This is a genomic window from Streptomyces barringtoniae, from assembly GCF_020819595.1.
In the GTDB taxonomy this organism is placed as follows: Bacteria; Actinomycetota; Actinomycetes; order Streptomycetales; family Streptomycetaceae; genus Streptomyces; species Streptomyces barringtoniae.
The window spans coordinates 23,548-40,194 of record NZ_JAJHNP010000008.1 but is presented as its reverse complement, the minus strand read 5'-3'; the positions used below and the strand labels follow the sequence as shown (position 1 = coordinate 40,194).

Genomic DNA, 16,647 nt, shown 5'->3' with positions numbered 1-16,647 from the left:
CCGTAGCGCCAGCTGAACGGGCGAGGGGCATCCGGAGCACAGGCTCCGGGTGCCCCTCCGTCGTACGAGGAGCGTCTGACGAAGGCGTCGTACGAAGGCGTCGTACGAATGCGTTGCAAGAAGGGCTACGCCGACGGCACCGCGCGGGTCGCGTCCGTGCCCCAGCTGGCCAGCAGGCGCAGGCAGTCGGCGGACGGGGAGCCCGGTTCGGCGTGGTAGGTGACCAGGGACTGGTCCGCGTCGCCCGTCAGACGGAAGGACTCGAAGTTCAGGGCGAGGTCGCCGACCAGCGGGTGGTGCAGGTGCTTGACGCCATGGCTCTTCTCCTTGACGTCGTGCGTCGCCCACAGACGGCGGAACTCCTCGCTCTTGACGGAGAGTTCACCCACGAGTGCCGACAGCCTCGGGTCGTCCGGGTGGCAGCCCGCGTCCATGCGCAGGGCGCAGACGATGTCGATCGCCTTCTGCTCCCAGTCGACGAACAGCTCGCGGTAGTCCGGGCGCAGGAACACCAGACGGGCCCAGTTGCGCTCGGCCGCCGGCAGTTCCGCCCAGTCACCGAAGACCGCCGCCGCCATCCGGTTCCAGGCGAGGATCTCCGAGCGGCGCCCGACGACGTACGCCGGTACGCCGTCCATCGTGTCCAGCAGCTGCCGCAGCGCGACGCGGACCTGCTGCTGCCGCGCCGCCGGCTTCTTCTTGTGCGACTTCGGCTTGGCCAGATGCGTCAGATGCGCGTGCTCGGCGTCCGACAGCCTGAGCGCCCGGGCGATCGAGCCCAGGACCTCCGCCGAGACGTTCTGCCCGTTGCCCTGTTCCAGCCGGGTGTAGTACGCCACCGACACCCCGGCCAGCTGCGCCAGCTCCTCGCGGCGCAGCCCCGGCACCCGCCGGTGCCGGCCGAAGTCGGGCAGCCCCACGTCCTGCGGCTTCAGCCGGGCCCGCCGGCTGCGCAGGAACTCGCTCAGCTCGGCACGCCGGTCCAGCGGCGGGGTAGAGGGCAGGGGCTGGTTGTCCATACATCCAGTATTCATGGTCGGACGCACAGGAACCTGCCCCCGCCAGTGGTAGGCACAGCGGTCGTACGCAAAGGCGTGGTCTGGGTGGCCGGACCGGATCGCGGCAGGCTGGGGCCGTGCCCGGTCGGAAGGCAACCGGGCACGGAACACCTGCTAGGAGAACCCCGGCATGACCACTGTTGCTGCGTACGCCGCGCCCGCCGCGAAGGCCCCGCTGGAGCGGACGACCATCGAGCGGCGCGAGGTCGGCGAGTTCGACGTCCTGATCGACATCAAGTTCGCCGGCATCTGCCATTCCGACATCCACCAGGCCCGCGAGGGCTGGGGCGAGGCCATCTTCCCGATGGTGCCCGGCCACGAGATCGCGGGCGTGGTCTCCGAGGTCGGCCCCGGTGTCACCAGGTTCGCCGTCGGCGACCGGGTGGGCGTCGGCTGCATGGTCGACTCCTGCCGTGAGTGCGAGAACTGCCTCAAGGGCCTGGAGCAGTTCTGCCTCAAGGGCATGGTCGGCACGTACAACGCCGTCGGCAAGGACGGCAAGCCCACCTACGGCGGCTACTCCGAGAAGATCGTCGTCGACGAGAACTACGTCGTGCGCATCCCCGACGGCTTGTCGCTGGACGTGGCCGCCCCGCTGCTCTGCGCCGGCATCACCACCTACTCGCCGCTCAAGCACTGGAACGCGGGCCCCGGCAAGAAGGTCGCCGTGGTCGGACTGGGCGGCCTGGGCCACATGGCCGTCAAGATCGCGCACGCGATGGGCGCCGAGGTGACCGTCCTCTCGCAGTCCCTGCGCAAGAAGGACGACGGCCTGAAGCTGGGCGCCGACCACTACTACGCCACCGGCGACCCGAAGACCTTCGAGCAGCTGGCCGGCACCTTCGACCTGATCGTCTCCACCGTCTCGGCACCGATGGACTTCGGCGCGTTGCTGTCGCTGCTGAAGGTGGACGGCGCGCTGGTCAACGTGGGTGCGCCCGAGGAGCCCATCGCCCTGAACCTGTTCTCGGTGATCGGCGGCCGCAAGACCCTCGCCGGGTCGATGATCGGCGGCATCGCCGAGACCCAGGAGATGCTCGACTTCTGCGCCGCGCACGGACTGGGCGCCGAGATCGAGCTGATCGGCGCCGGGGAGATCAACGAGGCGTACGAGCGGGTGCTGGCGAGCGACGTCCGCTACCGCTTCGTGATCGACACGACGACGATCTGACCGGTCCGGTCCGGTCCGGTCCGGTCGGGGGCGGGGGCGGGGGCGGGGGCGGGGGCCGGCTGGGGTGTGGCGATTCGGGCCTGATGTGGCGATGGGGCCCGGTGCGGCGGCTGTCCGTCGCCGGGTGCGGGACGTCGTGGTCGCTCGCGCCCACGCGTCGGGGCCGCATATCGACAGCCCCGTGCCCTTCGGTGCCCCGCCGCCGGCGCCGGGGCGGACCCGGCCCTAGCCGATCGAGAACGCCTCCCCGGCGCGGTAGGCCCGCACGAGCACACCCCCGTCCCCGCCCGGCCGTACGACATGGGCGCGCCCCAGCCCGGCCACCCGGACCTCGCCGCCCACCACGTGGAGCAGGGTGCTCTCGTCCACTGCGACCCCGTACGGCGCCGCGCCCCGCCCGACCACCGCGATCAGCCGCGCGAGCGTGCCCCACTGGGCGGCGTGGACGTCGACCGCGAACGGCACCAGCCCGAGCCCCGCACGCACCTCGACCTCCGCCAGGTCCTCCCCGGTCTCCTCCGGGCACACCGGCACCCCGTCCACCAGCCACCCGCCGACCACGGCCCGCCGCGCGGCGACGGCGGCACCGGCGGAGAACCCGGCGTACGGCATCCCCCGCCCGGCGAGCAGCGCCGGCAGCCGCTCCAGACACCCCTCGAGTGCCTCCTGGTACGCGGGCGTCAGCCCACCGCACACCAGCAGCCCGTCGACCCCGTCCAGCGCCGCCTCCGGCTCGAAGCGGCCACCGAGCGGTACGAGCAAGGGCACGGGCGTGGCCGGGCCCGCCTTCCGCAGTACTTCGGCATACCGCTCGAACTGGGCCGCCCCGTCCCCCTCGTCGACGATCAGGCACCCGATGCGCCGGTCTCCCCCGACCGTACGGACGAACGGCTCGTACACCTCGGCCGTGTCCCAGCCACCACCGATCAGAAATGTGCTCACCGGAAGGAATGTACGGGGCAGGCCCCGCCCCCGTCGCCGGAATTACCCGGCCTGCCCACCCGGCCTGCGCCACGGACCCGAGCAGTTCGGCCGCGTTGCCGCCGAGGACACCCTCTCGGACCTCCGCGGAGTCCGTCACTCCGGGGACTGCCGGCATGGGCCGTGTCCGCCGTGTCCGTCTCGCGCGCGGCGCAGGCGTCGTACCGTCGCGGTGAAGGCCGTACCGGCCGGCGGCGACGGAAGCAGGGGCCGCGTGTCATGCGGGCGGCAGGGGCTGCTCCGTCCAGACGGTCTTGCCGTCGTGGGTGTAGCGGGTGCCCCACCGCTCGGTGAGCTGCGCGACCAGGAAGAGCCCGCGTCCGCCCTCGTCCGTGCTGAGGGCCCGTCGCAGGTGGGGGGAGGTGTGGCTGGTGTCGGACACCTCGCAGGTCAGGCTGTGCGTACGGATGAGGCGCAGGGTGATGGGACCGGCCGCGTAGCGGTAGGTGTTCGTGACGAGCTCGCTGGCGACCAGCTCGGTGGTGAAGGCCAGCTCGGTCAGCCCCCATTCGGCGAGTTTCGCCGTGGTCAGCTCCCTGGCGCGGGCGGCTGAGGTAGCTTCCAGCGGCAGCTGCCACGAGGCGACGTTCTCCGGCCGCAGCCCGCGGGTACGGGCGATGAGCAGCGCGACGTCGTCGGTGGGGAGGTGGCCCTTGGGCAGCAGCGCTTCGACCACGGCGTGGCAGACGTGGTCCAGAGGTTCCGTGGTGCTGGTGAGGCGTGCGCGCAGGTTCTCCAGCGCGGTGTCCACGTCGCCGCTCCCGGCTTCCAGGAGGCCGTTGGTGTAGAGCGCGAGCAGGCTCCCCTCGGGGAGGTCCAGGTCGTACGTTTCGAAGGGCAGTCCGCCCAGGCCCAGTGGCGGACCCGCGGGCGGATCGAGCACGGTCACCTCGCCGTCGGGGGTGGACACGACCGGCGCCGGGTGACCGGCCCGTGCCAGGGAGCAGCGCTGGGAGACCGGATCGTAGACGGCGTAGAGGCAGGTGGCCCCGAGCACCTGCTCGATCGCCCACGGGTTGTCGTCGGCGGTCGCCTCCAGCTCGGCGGCCAGCAGACTGACCAGATCGTCCAGCCGCGCCACCACCTCGTCCGGTTCCAGGTCGAGGCTGGCCAGGGTGCGCGCGGCGGCGCGCAGCCGGCCCATCGAGGCCGCGGCGTGGATCCCGTGACCGACCACGTCTCCGACGACGAGGGCGACCCGGGCCCCTGACAACGGGATCACGTCGAACCAGTCACCCCCGAGCCCCGGTTCACCGCTTGCCGGGAGGTATCGGCAGGCCACCTCCACCGCCGGCAGGTCGGACAGCGTGCTCGGCAGCAGACTGCGCTGAAGAGTCAGAGCGGTGTTCTGCTGCTGGGTGAAGCGGCGCGCGTTGTCGATACAGACGGCCGCACGCGAGGAGAGCTCCTGAGCCACCGCCGCGTCATCGTCCTCGAAAGGCTCCGAATTGCGCGACCGCCACAGGCTCACCACGCCCAGTACCAGTCCGCGCGCGACCAGGGGCACCGCGATCAGCGAATGGACGCCGAGACCCAGGGCGAGCTCGATCCGCCGCCGGTCCATGGCGTACCACTCGGGGCGGAGGCACAGCCGCCCTTCGAGAACCGGGCGACGCTCGGCCAAGCACCGCGCCTGCGCGGATTCCGGCAGCAGCGGCACCACATCGCCCTCGCGGAACGGGACACGGTGTTCCGGTGGCGAGAGGGCGGTCCTGAGCAACGGGCCTGCAGTGCCGGGAACGGGTTCGTCACCCAGTGTCACGCACTTGAGGAGGTCCACCGAGCAGTGGTCGGCCAAGCCGTGAACGGCCACTTCGGCCAGTTCCCGAGCGGTCTGTGCCACGTCCAGCGAGGTTCCGATCCGGGCGCTCGCCTCGTTCAGCAGAGCGAGTCGGCGTTGCGCCCGGTGGCGGTCGGTCACGTCCTCGATCGTCTCGGCCACGCCGAGCACCCGGCCCGAGGGGTCTTCCATCCGGAACGCCGAGACGGACACGATCCGTTCCCGGCCCGGATCGTGGCGTGCCCGGGCGGACTGCTCCGTGAAGATCAACGGCTCGCCGGTCTCCAGGACGTGCCGTACCCGTTCATCGGCCGGACCCGCGTCCTCGTCGACCATGAATTCACGGGGCCGGTGGCCTACCGGCGCCTCGGCCGGGACGCCGCTGGCCTTTTCGACCGCACGGTTGACCCTGATCACCCTCCTGTCCGGGTCGTAGGTGACCAGACCGATCGGGGACCGTCGGTACAGGCCGTCCAGCAGCGCACGGTCCCGCTGCCAGGCAATGACCTCGGTGGCAGGAGCACCGACCAGGAACCACTCCTGACCGCCCCCCTCGCGGGTGACCGCACGGGCCCGGAAACCCATCTCCACGCGGCGTCCGTCGCGATGCCGGACGGGCAGGACCCCGAACCATCCCCCCGCCTTCACGGCGTCCACGACGACGGACCGCGCGAGCGGCAGGTCACGGCTGTCGACCAGGAGGTCCTGCCACGCCCGTCCGATCACTTCCTTGGCCGGATATCCGAGCAGCTCCTGTGCGCGTGCACTCCAGCCGACCACGGTGCCCTGATCGTCGAGCACGGCCGCGGCGCCACGCCCGAGGGCGAAGGGATCCTCAGGACTCTCGCAGAAATGCATCGACGGCGTCCCCATAGCCACCACCTTGCCTCCGTGACTCCGATGTTCCTCCCGGTGGTCTCCGTCCGCGACTCTCCCGTTCCTCCCGGGCGCGGAGTTCCGGCGGCAATGCCATGGCCACGCTCGGCGCGCGTACCCCCAGGTGTCAGCCGGCTCATGGGTGAGTGCGTACGGTCACGAGCACAGGTGGGCCAGTAGCGCGTCCTCGGCGGGGTACGGCAGCTCTTCGGGCCGCAGGCGGGTCGCGGAGTCCAGGTCGCCGCTGTCGACGAGTGCGTGGATCTCGTGAGCGAGCGGAGTCACGTCCCTGATGGAGATCGTCCACTCGTCCGCGTAGCGCTCTACGGCCTCTCCGGAGAGCCCGAGTTGCAGCGAGCGGTAGGGCAGGGGCCGCAGATGCAGATCGCGTTCGGGGTCCCACTGGACACGGGCCGGTGAACGCTTCAGCCGGCGTTGCCAGGTGCTGCGGTCGGGATGCAGCCCACGGTCGTAACTCGACAGGCACGCGTTGCGCAGCGCCCACTCGAAGCCGTCACGGGCGATCTCGACAGCGAGCACGGTCTCCTGCCCCGGCTTCGTGCCCCAGCCGCAGCGGTACATCATCCACAGGAACGACGGCTTGATCCACGTCATACGGTCCCGCTTCCACCCGGCGGGGAAGCGGTCGTGGCGAACCGCGGGCAGGCCGATCTCCGGGGCGTATGCCTGATAGACAGTGATCGTGGATGCCGTGTACAGCGCGCGGATCCTGCGTTGTGGTTCGTGCATGGCCTACAGGGTGTGGCCGGTTGATCCCTGCCGGCCATCCATTTTCGAACGCGGCTTCTTCCTTCAGCCGGGGAGGGTGGCCGGGTTGCCGCCGTTGGCCTCGTAACCGGCCACCGCCAGGGCGCGGTAGAGGGCGAACTCGGCGGCCGGGTCGGCGGACAGCGTCCACGGCAGCGCCCCGACGTGTCCGTCGACGTGTATCAGCTGGTGCATGGCCTCCTGCCAGCGCTCGGCGCGGACCAGGAAGAAGACCAGCAGATGGCGTACGTGCGCGAGCACGGGGTCGTCGGGGCGGGCCGAGTGCACCGCGTGCAGGGCACCGTGCATCGCCTTGGTGACGACCTCGCTCTGGTAGAAGCTCGCCACCAGGTTCACCTCGGGGAGGTGCTCGAAGACCGCGAACAGGGGCAGCGCGGCGAGCAGCGAGCCCTGCGGGGCGCGCGTCGCGGCGGCCTCGGCGAAGGCGTACGCCTGCTCGCGCGAGCCGTGCCACTTCTCGCACCAGTGGTGCAGCGCGGCCAGATGGGCGCCCATGTGATGCGGGGCGCGGTCGAGGATCTTCAGCCACAGCTGGTCGAACTCGGCCTGGGAATAGGCCAGCCCACGCGCGATGGACAGCTCGACGATGTACGGCACCGGGTCGCCGGGGGCCAGCAGGGCCGCCTGTGCGCACGCGTCCCGGGCCTCCTCCATGATGATCCGGAAGTCGTCCGTGCCCGGCGTCGACGTCCGCCAGGCCTGCTGCACCAGGAACTCCGCGTAGACGGCGGCGCAGCCCGCGTCCTTGGGCTGCTCGGCCCGCCACACCCGCAGCCACTGGCCGCCCGGCGTCTCGTGCACCCCGCCGGGCCGCTGCTGCAGCTCCAGCGCGGCCGCGCCCGCGAACGCCTGCACCCGCTGCCAGCGCAGCTCGCCCTCGGTCTCGGTGCCGGCCAGCAACTGGGAGGCCGCGCGATAGTCCTGGGTGCGCTGCACCAACTCCAGGACCTCCAGCAGGTCCTGGTCCGTGCCGGGCATGCGCACGTCCAGCTCCTCCTGGCGCACGAAGCCGTAGGCCGCCGGGTCGGCGGCGTCCGGGTGTCCCGGGGGAACCTGCTCGATCATCCCGCGCCTGCGCCGCATGAACGGGAGCAGCACGAAGCTCAGCATGAGCAGCGCCATGACCAGCCAGAGAATCGCCATGCCTCAAGCGAACCAGACGCCGCCGACAATTGGCCAACCCCACCGCGAGGCTGTGGAAAACTCGGGTCCCGTTCATGACAGGTCAGCGTGCCGGGTTGCCCCGCGGGCCTCAGGACCCGGTCAGGAGCATTACGCTCGGTGCACATGAGCGACAGGCATTTCAGTCAGCACTTCGAGACCCTCGCGATCCACGCGGGCAACACCGCGGATCCCCTCACCGGCGCGGTCGTCCCGCCGATCTACCAGGTCTCGACCTACAAGCAGGACGGCGTCGGCGGGCTGCGCGGCGGCTATGAGTACAGCCGCAGCGCCAACCCCACCCGTACCGCCCTCGAGGAGAACCTCGCCGCGCTGGAGGGCGGCCGCCGTGGCCTCGCCTTCGCGTCCGGCCTGGCGGCCGAGGACACCTTGCTGCGCACGCTGCTCAGCCCCGGTGACCACGTGGTGATCCCGAACGACGCCTACGGCGGCACCTTCCGCCTCTTCGCCAAGGTCGTCACCCGCTGGGGCGTGGAGTGGTCGGTCGCGGACACCAGCGACCCGGCCGCCGTACGGGCCGCGATCACCCCGAAGACCAAGGCAGTCTGGGTCGAGACCCCCTCCAACCCGCTGCTCGGCATCACCGACATCGCCGCCGTCGCCCAGGTCGCGCACGACGCGGGCGCGAAGCTGGTCGTCGACAACACCTTCGCCACGCCCTATCTGCAGCAGCCGCTGTCGCTCGGCGCGGACGTCGTCGTCCACTCCCTGACCAAGTACATGGGCGGTCACTCGGACGTCGTGGGCGGCGCGCTGATCGTCTCCGACCCGGGCCTCGGCGAGGAGCTGGCCTACCACCAGAACGCGATGGGCGCCGTCGCCGGCCCCTTCGACTCCTGGCTGGTGCTGCGCGGCACCAAGACCCTCGCGGTGCGGATGGACCGGCACAGCGAGAACGCCACGAAGATCGCCGACATGTTGACCCGGCACGCGCGCGTGACCAGCGTGCTCTACCCGGGCCTGCCCGAGCACCCCGGCCACGAGGTCGCCGCGAAGCAGATGAAGGCGTTCGGCGGCATGGTGTCCTTCCGGGTGGAGGGCGGCGAGGAGGCCGCCGTCGAGGTGTGCAACCGCGCGAAGGTGTTCACCCTCGGCGAGTCCCTCGGCGGTGTCGAGTCCCTCATCGAGCACCCCGGCCGGATGACGCACGCCTCCGCGGCCGGCTCCGCGCTCGAGGTCCCCGGCGACCTGGTACGCCTGTCCGTGGGCATCGAAAACGTCGACGACCTGCTGACCGACCTCCAGCAGGCGCTGGGCTGACGGGAACGCACGCCCGACGCGGGGCGCGGCCGGGCCGGGCCGTAAAGGGGACGCGCGGGGCCGTATCGATCTGCGGCTCCGCCGTTGGCCCCGGTGCCCGCCGCCGTACGGGTGGGCCGTCCCCCCGGCCCTCCCGCGGCCGTACCAGCCGATGCCCCTGACGCCGTCGACGCCCCGGCCGGCGGTTCACCAGCCGGTGATCGGCGGAGTCGTCTGGGAGGGCGGCTCCGTCCACGGGTGCACGCGGGCCGCCCACACGCTGAACGCGACGACGGCGGCGCAGGCCAGCAGCCACAGCACACGGCGGACGAGCTGCCTGCGCCGCAGCAGGCGTTCGCCGCGGCGCACCGCCTGCGCACACAGGTCCGGCGGCACCGGTGCCGGCGTCCGCTCCATGATCTGCCGCGCGGCGGCCTCCCGTTCGGCCCGGTTCACACCGCCCTCCCCACGCGCCGAGTTCCTGCTGTCCGCGCGCTACCGGGGCCGCCCACCCGCACGGCGTTCCCGCCCCCGCGCACGCTTCCCACGCCCCGGGCACTCACCGCGCTGTTCATTTCCCACCAGCTCATGAAGGCGCCACCTCCCTGCCCGCGCTCCGTGGCGTGGGGCGGCTTGCCGGGTGGAGCAGGGTGGCTGTCGCGCGGTCGCAGATCGTGTGGACGCGTTCCCGTGGGAGTCCGAGGAGGGCCGCTGCCTGTTCCTCGGCGACGCCTTCGTAGAGGCGCAGTACCAGGATCAGCCGCTCCTGCGGGGTGAGTGCGGCGAGCGGGCCGTCCGGATCCGGGCGGGTGCGGCCGAAGGCGCCGTACCGGTGCCACGTTGCGCGTGCGAAGCGGGTGGCGAGGTACTGGCGGGCGCAGTCGTACGGGTCCTCGCCGTGCAGCCCGTCCCAGCGCGCGTAGGTGTGGGCGAGCGCGAGCGTCAGCAGGCGTCGCGCGCGCGGGTTGGCGTTCGGCGCCTCCGCGGTCAGCAGCGTGGCGGCATGCAGCAGACGTCCGGCCGCGCCCGCGACGAACGCCTCGAACTCCCGGGCCCGGCGGGCCCCTCGGGACACCTGCCGATCACGCACCGCGCCTCCCCCTAGAGGGGCCCTGTCCGGTACGGGACAGGTGAACCGCGTACTACGCAGGACCCGGTCTCATATGAGGCCAGCGGCGGCCCGGGGTCAAGACTCCGGTACCGACCGGCAGGACTCCGGCACCGACCGGTGCGTGCCGGCGCCGGGCTGCCCGCGGTGGGCGGCCGTCCTCAGGACACCGGCGGCTGGTCCACCGGCGCGGTCCCCACCGTCATCCGCGCGGACAGCGCGCGGTTGAACCGGGTCAGGAGCGTGCAGAACTGCTCGCGCTCCTCCGGTGCCCAGTCCTGCGTCAGCTCGGCCATCAGCTGACGCCTGGAGGAGCGCACCTCCTCCAGCCGGGCGGCCCCGCGCGGGGACAGCTGAAGGACCACCGCCCGACCGTCCTCGGGGTGCGAGGTGCGCTTGACGAGCCCGGTGTCGACCAGCGGAGCCACCTGCCGGGTGACCGTGGAGGAGTCGATGCCCATGCTCGCGGCGAGCGCCTTGACGCCCATCGGGCCTTCCTTGTCGAGGCGGTTGAGCAGCAGATACGCCGCGCGGTCCATGGAGTTGCGCACCTGCCCGACCCCGCCGAGCCGCGTCTGTTCGGCACGGCGGGCGAACACCGCCACCTCGTGCTGAAGGGTGTCGAGAAGACCGGTGTCACCGACGGTCGTCATGTCCATCGACAATTCGGGTGTTGTGGGCATGGCCGGAGGCTCGCTTCATGAAGGGCTGCTGGGTTGGGGGACAGGGTACGCGGCCCGGCGGCGGGCCGTACCGGCGCTGCGCAAACCGGTCTCGGAGCTTGGTCACAACCATCGTGTACGACCGTGAACTGCGATGCTGGAGTCATGAGCTACCGCACGGCTGACTCCTTGCGTTCCGTCACCCTCGACGATGTGCGCGGTGCCCAGAAGATGCTCTCGGGCGTGGCACGAGTCACCGCGATGGAGGGCAGCCGGTACCTGTCCCAGCTGGTCGGCGCGCCGGTGCATCTCAAGTGCGAGAACCTGCAGCGGACCGGCTCGTTCAAGCTGCGCGGCGCCTATGTGCGCATCTCCGGGCTGCTGCCGGAGGAACGGGCGGCCGGTGTGGTCGCCGCGAGCGCCGGGAACCACGCGCAGGGCGTGGCGCTGGCGTCCTCGCTGCTCGGGGTGCACTCCACGGTGTTCATGCCGAAGGGCGCCCCGCTGCCCAAGATCAGCGCGACGCGGGACTACGGCGCCGAGGTGCGCCTGCACGGCCAGGTCGTCGACGAGACGCTGGCCGCCGCCGAGCAGTACGCGGCCGAGACGGGGGCGGTGCTCATCCACCCCTTCGACCACCCGGACATCATCGCCGGTCAGGGCACGGTCGGCCTGGAGATCCTGGAGCAGTGCCCGGAGGTCCGCACGGTCGTCGTCGGCATCGGCGGCGGCGGGCTCGCGGCCGGGATTGCGGTGGCGGTGAAGGCCATCCGGCCGGACGTCAGGATCGTCGGCGTGCAGGCGGAGGGTGCGGCGGCCTACCCGCCCTCGCTGGCCGCCGGGCACCCGGTGTCGGTGCGGAATCCGGCGACGATGGCCGACGGCATCAAGGTCGGCCGGCCGGGCCTGGTGCCGTTCGGGATCGTCAGGGACCTCGTCGACGAGGTGCGCACGGTCAGCGAGGACCAGCTGTCGGCCGCTCTGCTGCTGTGCCTGGAGCGGGCCAAGCTGGTCGTGGAACCGGCCGGGGCGAGCCCGGTCGCGGCGCTGCTGGCCGCGCCGGACACCTTCGAGGGGCCGGTCGTCGCGGTGCTCTCCGGCGGGAACGTGGACCCGGTGCTGATGCAGCGCGTGCTGCGGCACGGCATGGCCGCGCAGGGCCGCTACCTGGCCGTTCGGCTCCGGCTGACCGACCGCCCGGGCGCCCTCGCCACGCTCCTCGGGGTGTTGTCAGTGGTCGACGCTAATGTCCTCGACGTGAGCCACGTTCGAACCGACCCCCGGCTCGGGCTCACGGAGGCGGAGGTGGAGCTGCACCTCGAGACGAAGGGCCCGGTGCACTGCGCCGAGGTCGGCCAGGCCCTGCGGGACGCGGGTTACACCGTCATCGACTGAGGTCCGGCCGCTCTTTCGCACCCGTCGCCATCCGTTCAGGTGAAGTCCATTGAGGAACGCGATACATCGCGTTATGGTGTGTCGTGGCGGCTGCGGGACCACCCCCCTCGACCGGAAAACCGCACGCGCATCCGAACACGCAAACCCCCGCCTTTCCGAGGCATCCCCGACGACGTGGAGACAGACATGCCAGGCGCCATTCATGCCGAAGGCCTGGTGAAGACCTTCGGCGACGTAAGGGCTCTCGACGGCGTAGACCTGGACGTGCCCGAGGGCACGGTCCTCGGCCTCCTCGGGCCGAACGGCGCCGGCAAGACGACGACCGTCCGCTGCCTGACCACCCTCCTGCGCCCCGACAGCGGCAAGGCGGTGGTCGCGGGCGTGGACGTACTGAAGGACCCCGACGCCGTACGCCGCTCCATAGGGCTGTCCGGCCAGTTCGCGGCGGTCGACGAGTATCTGACCGGCCGGGAGAACCTGCAGATGGTCGGGCAGCTGTACCAGATGAGGAGCAAGGCGGCGAAGGCGCGCGCGGGGGAGCTGCTGGAGCAGTTCAACCTCGCGGACGCCGCCGACCGCCCTGCCAAGACCTACTCCGGAGGCATGCGCCGCCGGCTCGACCTCGCCGCGGCGCTCGTGGTCTCGCCGCCGGTGATGTTCATGGACGAGCCGACGACCGGCCTGGACCCGCGCAACCGCCAGCAGCTGTGGGAAGTCATCAAACAGCTCGTCTCCGGCGGTACGACCCTGCTGCTCACCACGCAGTACCTGGAGGAGGCCGACCACCTCGCCCACGACATCGCGGTGGTCGACCACGGCCGGGTCATCGCCAAGGGGACCTCCGACCAGCTCAAGGCCCGCACCGGCGGCGAGCGCGTCGAGGTCGTGGTGCACGAGCGCGAGCACATCACGAGCGCCGGCGAGGTGTTGCGCGGCTTCGGCAAGGGCGAGGTCACGGTCGAGGACCACACCCGCAAGCTCACGGTCCCGGTGACCGGCGGCGCCAAGCTGCTCGCCGAGATCATCCGCGAGCTGGACACCCGCGGGATCGAGATAGACGACATCGGGCTGCGCCGCCCCACCCTCGACGACGTCTTCCTGTCGCTGACGGGACACGTGGCCGAGACCGCCGCCCAGGACGAGGCGAACGGCAAGGAGGCCGTCAAATGAGCGCCGTCAACGATTCCCTGGTCGTCGCCCGCCGGAACTTGATCCGCATGGGCCGGATTCCCGAGATGCTCGTTTTCGGGCTGATCCAGCCCATCATGTTCGTGGTGCTGTTCACCTACGTCTTCGGCGGCTCGATCCAGGTCGGCTCGTCCAACTCCACCCAGGCCTACCGCGAGTTCCTGATGGCCGGCATCTTCGCCCAGACCGTCACGTTCGCCACGGCGGGCGCCGGGGCGGGCATCGCCGACGACATGCACAAGGGCCTCATCGACCGCTTCCGCTCCCTGCCCATGGCGCGCGGCGCGGTCCTGACCGGGCGCACTCTCGCCGACCTGGTCCAGACGGCGCTCACCCTCGTCGTCCTGGCAGTCGTCGCCCTGATCGTCGGCTGGCGTACGCATGAGAACTTCGCCAAGGTGCTCGCCGGATTCGGCCTGCTCCTGCTGCTCGGGTACGCGTTCTCGTGGATCGGCGCACTCATCGGCCTGTCCGTCCGGACACCTGAAGCCGCGACCTCGGGCGGCCTGATCTGGCTGTTCCCGCTGACGTTCATCTCGAACGCATTCGTGGACGCGAACCAGATGCCGTCCTTCCTGCGGCACATAGCGGAGTGGAACCCGTTCAGCGCCACCGTTCAGGCGAGCCGCGAACTGTTCGGCAACCTTCCCCCGGGCTTCCAGGCATCCAGCGCCTGGCCCATGCAGCACCCCGTGTGGGCCTCGCTGACCTGGTCGGTCGTGATCATCCTGGTCTTCCGCACGCTCGCGGTCCGCAAGTACCGCTCGACCACCGCCTGACCGCTGCGGGCACGGCTGCGGGCACGACGAAGCCCCCGGCGCCGGGCGGGATCGCCGGGCACCGGGGGCTCGAGGTCACAGGGGAAGGGCGGATCAGCCCGAGTACGGCTCGGCCTTCAGGATCCGCACCGAGGCCTTCTTGCCGTTCGGCAGTTCGTACTCCGCGTCCTCGCCGACCTTGTGGCCGGTGACGCCGGCGCCGAGCGGGGACTGCGGCGAGTACGTCTCGATGTCGGCGCTCGCATACTCGCGGGAGGCGAGCAGGAACGTCAGGGTGTCGTCCTCGTCACCGTCGAAGGCGATCGTGACGACCATGCCGGGCGCGACGGCGCCGTCGGCGGAGACCGGGGCCTCGCCCACCTTGGCGTTCTCGAGAAGCTGGGTCAGCTGCCGCACGCGCAGCTCCTGCTTGCCCTGCTCCTCCTTGGCCGCGTGGTACCCGCCGTTCTCGCGCAGGTCGCCCTCCTCGCGCGCGGCCGCGATCTTGGCGGCGATCTCCGTGCGCGCAGGACCAGTAAGGTACTCAAGCTCGTCCCTGAGCTTGTTGTACGCCTCCTGGGTCAGCCAGGTGACGTTCTCGCTGGTCTGGGTCACAGGGTGCTCCTCGTCGGTACTGGGAATACAAAGCATCGCCCTACCCAGAAGCATGTTCCCTCTTGGATGGGCGAAACCACGAGCCTAACAATTCGAGGCCGGAAGGGGGAGGACATAAGCCATCAGAATCACATTAACGCAGGTCAGCGTGGATGTATTCCGGGTGAAGCCGGGGTGTCCGGTCCCGTTCAGCCGGTATGGCAGCCGAGCAGCTCGGCCGTGGTGCCCTTCGCCGTCGTACGCAGCGTGACGACCTTGTCGATACGCGTGGCCGACCCGGTGAAGCGGAAGTCGGCCCGGCCCACCTCGGAGCCGTCGGCCGCCTGGGAGCGCAGCGTGCAGTAGCCCGAGGTGCCGGAGTCCTTGTGGACCTCCAGGTGCACCTTGACCGCATTGTCCGTGGCGTCGAAGGCGATCACCTGGGCGCTGATCCTGCTCTCGACGACATAGTGGTAGGCGAAGTACCCGACCAGTGCGAGCAGGGCCGCGCCGAGCACCGTGCCCGCGACCTTGAGCCGCCGGTCCGCACGCTCGTCCGAGGAACGGCCGTAGCGGCCCTCGGGCAGCCGCGTGCTCGCCGTACTCATGATCGTCCTCTCGGCAGGAACCGGACCCGGAATTATTCGCCCCCCGTTTCCGTCACTATAGAAGCCGCCGAATGCGCCCGGAGCCACGGGGGCGCCGACTTACCGAGGATTGAGTCTTGACTGACCAGCTGCGACTGATGGCCGTTCACGCGCACCCCGACGACGAGTCGAGCAAGGGCGCGGCCACCATGGCGAAGTACGTGTCCGAGGGGGTGGACGTGCTGGTGGTGACCTGCACCGGCGGAGAGCGCGGGTCCATCCTCAATCCGAAGCTGCAGGGCGACAAGTACATCGAGGAGCACATCCACGAGGTACGCAAGAAGGAGATGGACGAGGCCCGCGAGATCCTCGGGGTCAAGCAGGACTGGCTCGGCTTCGTCGACTCCGGCCTGCCCGAGGGCGACCCGCTGCCGCCGCTGCCCGAGGGCTGCTTCGCCCTGGAGGACGTCGACAAGGCGGCCGGCGAGCTGGTCCGCCGGATCCGCTCCTTCCGCCCGCAGGTGATCACCACCTACGACGAGAACGGCGGTTACCCGCACCCCGACCACATCATGACCCACAAGATCTCCATGGTGGCGTTCGAGGGCGCGGCGGACACCGAGAAGTACCCGGAGTCCGAGTTCGGCCCCGCCTGCCAGCCGCTGAAGCTGTACTACAACCAGGGCTTCAACCGCCCCCGCACCGAGGCCCTGCACAACGCGATGCTGGAGCGCGGGCTGGAGTCCCCGTACGGGGAGTGGCTTAAGCGCTGGAGCGAGATGCAGCGCACCGAGCGCACGCTGACCACGCACATTCCGTGCGCGGACTTCTTCGAGATCCGCGACAAGGCGCTGATCGCGCACGCCACGCAGATCGACCCCGACGGCGGCTGGTTCAGGGTGCCCATGGAGCTGCAGAAGGAGGTCTGGCCGACGGAGGAGTACGAGCTGGCGAAGTCTCTCGTCGACACCTCCCTCCCCGAGGACGACCTCTTCGCGGGCATCCGGGACAATGCCTGACATGAGCGCAAGCGTGAGCCTGGCAGTGACGCATCTGGTCCCCCTCGCCAAGGAGGTCGACCAGAACAAGGTCACCCCCGGCGTCCTCGGCTTCATCGTCTTCGCGGTGATGGCCCTGGCGGTGTGGGGCCTGATGAAGTCGATGAGCAAGCACATGAACAAGGTCGACTTCAAGGAGTCCCCGGACCCCGAGGCCGAGCAGGCAGCGAAGGCCGGGAAGACCGAGAAGGCCGACTCCGCGGCCGAGCGAGGCTGACCCG

General features: G+C 70.8%; 17 protein-coding genes. 7 read left to right on the top strand and 10 right to left on the bottom strand.

Annotated elements, in window-relative coordinates; all coding sequences use genetic code 11:
* Window positions 1-125 precede the first annotated feature (125 nt).
* Window positions 126-1,019, bottom strand: a complete 894-nt coding sequence (locus tag LMU33_RS15810; protein ID WP_228621024.1) for a helix-turn-helix transcriptional regulator — start codon at window positions 1,017-1,019, stop codon at window positions 126-128.
* Window positions 1,020-1,188: 169 nt separating this feature from the next.
* Here LMU33_RS15810 and LMU33_RS15805 point away from each other — a divergent pair, with 169 nt between their 5' ends.
* The gene (locus tag LMU33_RS15805; protein WP_228621023.1) at window positions 1,189-2,229 is read left to right on the top strand and encodes an NAD(P)-dependent alcohol dehydrogenase; all 1,041 of its coding nucleotides are present in this window, start codon (window positions 1,189-1,191) and stop codon (window positions 2,227-2,229) included.
* 225 nt (window positions 2,230-2,454) lie between these two features.
* Here the strand turns inward: LMU33_RS15805 and LMU33_RS15800 are convergent, their stop codons facing one another.
* The 4 genes from LMU33_RS15800 to LMU33_RS15785 all read right to left on the bottom strand — a co-directional run bounded on the left by LMU33_RS15800 (window position 2,455) and on the right by LMU33_RS15785 (window position 7,798).
* On the bottom strand, window positions 2,455-3,171 hold the full coding sequence (locus tag LMU33_RS15800; protein WP_228621022.1) for a type 1 glutamine amidotransferase family protein: 717 nt from the start codon (window positions 3,169-3,171) through the stop codon (window positions 2,455-2,457).
* A gap of 256 nt (window positions 3,172-3,427) precedes the next feature.
* Window positions 3,428-5,863, bottom strand: a complete 2,436-nt coding sequence (locus tag LMU33_RS15795) for a SpoIIE family protein phosphatase (protein WP_228621021.1) — start codon at window positions 5,861-5,863, stop codon at window positions 3,428-3,430.
* A gap of 159 nt (window positions 5,864-6,022) precedes the next feature.
* Window positions 6,023-6,616, bottom strand: coding sequence for a DUF4291 domain-containing protein (locus tag LMU33_RS15790; protein ID WP_228621020.1), 594 nt, complete (start codon window positions 6,614-6,616; stop codon window positions 6,023-6,025).
* A gap of 63 nt (window positions 6,617-6,679) precedes the next feature.
* Window positions 6,680-7,798 (bottom strand): hypothetical protein, encoded by a 1,119-nt coding sequence (locus LMU33_RS15785; protein WP_228621019.1) that lies wholly within the window; start codon window positions 7,796-7,798, stop codon window positions 6,680-6,682.
* A 144-nt stretch (window positions 7,799-7,942) separates the two neighbouring features.
* On the opposite strand from LMU33_RS15785, the gene LMU33_RS15780 reads away from it, so the two are divergent.
* Window positions 7,943-9,097 carry a cystathionine gamma-synthase gene (locus LMU33_RS15780; RefSeq protein ID WP_228621018.1) on the top strand — a complete coding sequence of 385 codons (1,155 nt, stop codon included), beginning with the start codon at window positions 7,943-7,945 and terminating at the stop codon, window positions 9,095-9,097.
* 186 nt (window positions 9,098-9,283) lie between these two features.
* Here LMU33_RS15780 and LMU33_RS15775 read toward each other — a convergent pair whose 3' ends face one another.
* From LMU33_RS15775 to LMU33_RS15765, 3 genes are all read right to left on the bottom strand, one after another.
* Complete coding sequence (locus LMU33_RS15775) at window positions 9,284-9,532, bottom strand: hypothetical protein (RefSeq protein ID WP_228621017.1); 249 nt, start codon at window positions 9,530-9,532, stop codon at window positions 9,284-9,286.
* A 130-nt stretch (window positions 9,533-9,662) separates the two neighbouring features.
* The gene (locus LMU33_RS15770) at window positions 9,663-10,166 is read right to left on the bottom strand and encodes a sigma factor-like helix-turn-helix DNA-binding protein (protein ID WP_228621016.1); all 504 of its coding nucleotides are present in this window, start codon (window positions 10,164-10,166) and stop codon (window positions 9,663-9,665) included.
* A 179-nt stretch (window positions 10,167-10,345) separates the two neighbouring features.
* Entirely contained in the window at window positions 10,346-10,867 is a 522-nt protein-coding gene (locus tag LMU33_RS15765; RefSeq protein ID WP_228621015.1) for a MarR family winged helix-turn-helix transcriptional regulator, read from the bottom strand.
* Between the two features lie 144 nt (window positions 10,868-11,011).
* On the opposite strand from LMU33_RS15765, the gene ilvA reads away from it, so the two are divergent.
* The 3 genes from ilvA (at window position 11,012) to LMU33_RS15750 (ending at window position 14,208) form a co-directional block, all read left to right on the top strand.
* Window positions 11,012-12,241 (top strand): threonine ammonia-lyase, encoded by a 1,230-nt coding sequence (ilvA, locus tag LMU33_RS15760; protein ID WP_228621014.1) that lies wholly within the window; start codon window positions 11,012-11,014, stop codon window positions 12,239-12,241.
* A gap of 186 nt (window positions 12,242-12,427) precedes the next feature.
* On the top strand, window positions 12,428-13,411 hold the full coding sequence (locus LMU33_RS15755) for an ATP-binding cassette domain-containing protein (RefSeq protein WP_228621013.1): 984 nt from the start codon (window positions 12,428-12,430) through the stop codon (window positions 13,409-13,411).
* A complete protein-coding gene (locus tag LMU33_RS15750) occupies window positions 13,408-14,208 on the top strand; it encodes an ABC transporter permease (RefSeq protein ID WP_228621012.1) in 801 nt (266 codons plus the stop codon). The genes LMU33_RS15755 and LMU33_RS15750 overlap by 4 nt, the downstream gene beginning before the upstream one ends.
* 93 nt (window positions 14,209-14,301) lie before the next feature.
* On the opposite strand, the gene greA is transcribed toward LMU33_RS15750, so the two are convergent.
* Entirely contained in the window at window positions 14,302-14,802 is a 501-nt protein-coding gene (gene greA, locus LMU33_RS15745) for a transcription elongation factor GreA (RefSeq protein ID WP_228621011.1), read from the bottom strand.
* A 188-nt stretch (window positions 14,803-14,990) separates the two neighbouring features.
* Window positions 14,991-15,389 carry a DUF4307 domain-containing protein gene (locus LMU33_RS15740; protein ID WP_228621010.1) on the bottom strand — a complete coding sequence of 133 codons (399 nt, stop codon included), beginning with the start codon at window positions 15,387-15,389 and terminating at the stop codon, window positions 14,991-14,993.
* A 116-nt stretch (window positions 15,390-15,505) separates the two neighbouring features.
* On the opposite strand from LMU33_RS15740, the gene mca reads away from it, so the two are divergent.
* On the top strand, window positions 15,506-16,387 hold the full coding sequence (mca, locus tag LMU33_RS15735; RefSeq protein ID WP_228621009.1) for a mycothiol conjugate amidase Mca: 882 nt from the start codon (window positions 15,506-15,508) through the stop codon (window positions 16,385-16,387).
* A complete protein-coding gene (locus LMU33_RS15730) occupies window positions 16,380-16,643 on the top strand; it encodes a hypothetical protein (RefSeq protein WP_228621008.1) in 264 nt (87 codons plus the stop codon). The genes mca and LMU33_RS15730 overlap by 8 nt, the downstream gene beginning before the upstream one ends.
* Window positions 16,644-16,647 lie beyond the last annotated feature (4 nt).

Bases quoted from the DNA above. Each gene is read 5' to 3' on its own strand.
- LMU33_RS15785 (WP_228621019.1), bottom strand. From the start codon at position 7,798: ATGGCGATTCTCTGGCTGGTCATGGCGCTGCTCATGCTGAGCTTCGTG.
- LMU33_RS15780 (WP_228621018.1), top strand. From the start codon at position 7,943: ATGAGCGACAGGCATTTCAGTCAGCACTTCGAGACCCTCGCGATCCAC.
- LMU33_RS15755 (WP_228621013.1), top strand. From the start codon at position 12,428: ATGCCAGGCGCCATTCATGCCGAAGGCCTGGTGAAGACCTTCGGCGAC.
- ilvA (WP_228621014.1), top strand. From the start codon at position 11,012: ATGAGCTACCGCACGGCTGACTCCTTGCGTTCCGTCACCCTCGACGAT.
- LMU33_RS15790 (WP_228621020.1), bottom strand. From the start codon at position 6,616: ATGCACGAACCACAACGCAGGATCCGCGCGCTGTACACGGCATCCACG.
- LMU33_RS15810 (WP_228621024.1), bottom strand. From the start codon at position 1,019: ATGGACAACCAGCCCCTGCCCTCTACCCCGCCGCTGGACCGGCGTGCC.
- LMU33_RS15805 (WP_228621023.1), top strand. From the start codon at position 1,189: ATGACCACTGTTGCTGCGTACGCCGCGCCCGCCGCGAAGGCCCCGCTG.
- LMU33_RS15765 (WP_228621015.1), bottom strand. From the start codon at position 10,867: ATGCCCACAACACCCGAATTGTCGATGGACATGACGACCGTCGGTGAC.
- LMU33_RS15730 (WP_228621008.1), top strand. From the start codon at position 16,380: ATGCCTGACATGAGCGCAAGCGTGAGCCTGGCAGTGACGCATCTGGTC.
- LMU33_RS15795 (WP_228621021.1), bottom strand. From the start codon at position 5,863: ATGGGGACGCCGTCGATGCATTTCTGCGAGAGTCCTGAGGATCCCTTC.
- LMU33_RS15750 (WP_228621012.1), top strand. From the start codon at position 13,408: ATGAGCGCCGTCAACGATTCCCTGGTCGTCGCCCGCCGGAACTTGATC.
- LMU33_RS15740 (WP_228621010.1), bottom strand. From the start codon at position 15,389: ATGAGTACGGCGAGCACGCGGCTGCCCGAGGGCCGCTACGGCCGTTCC.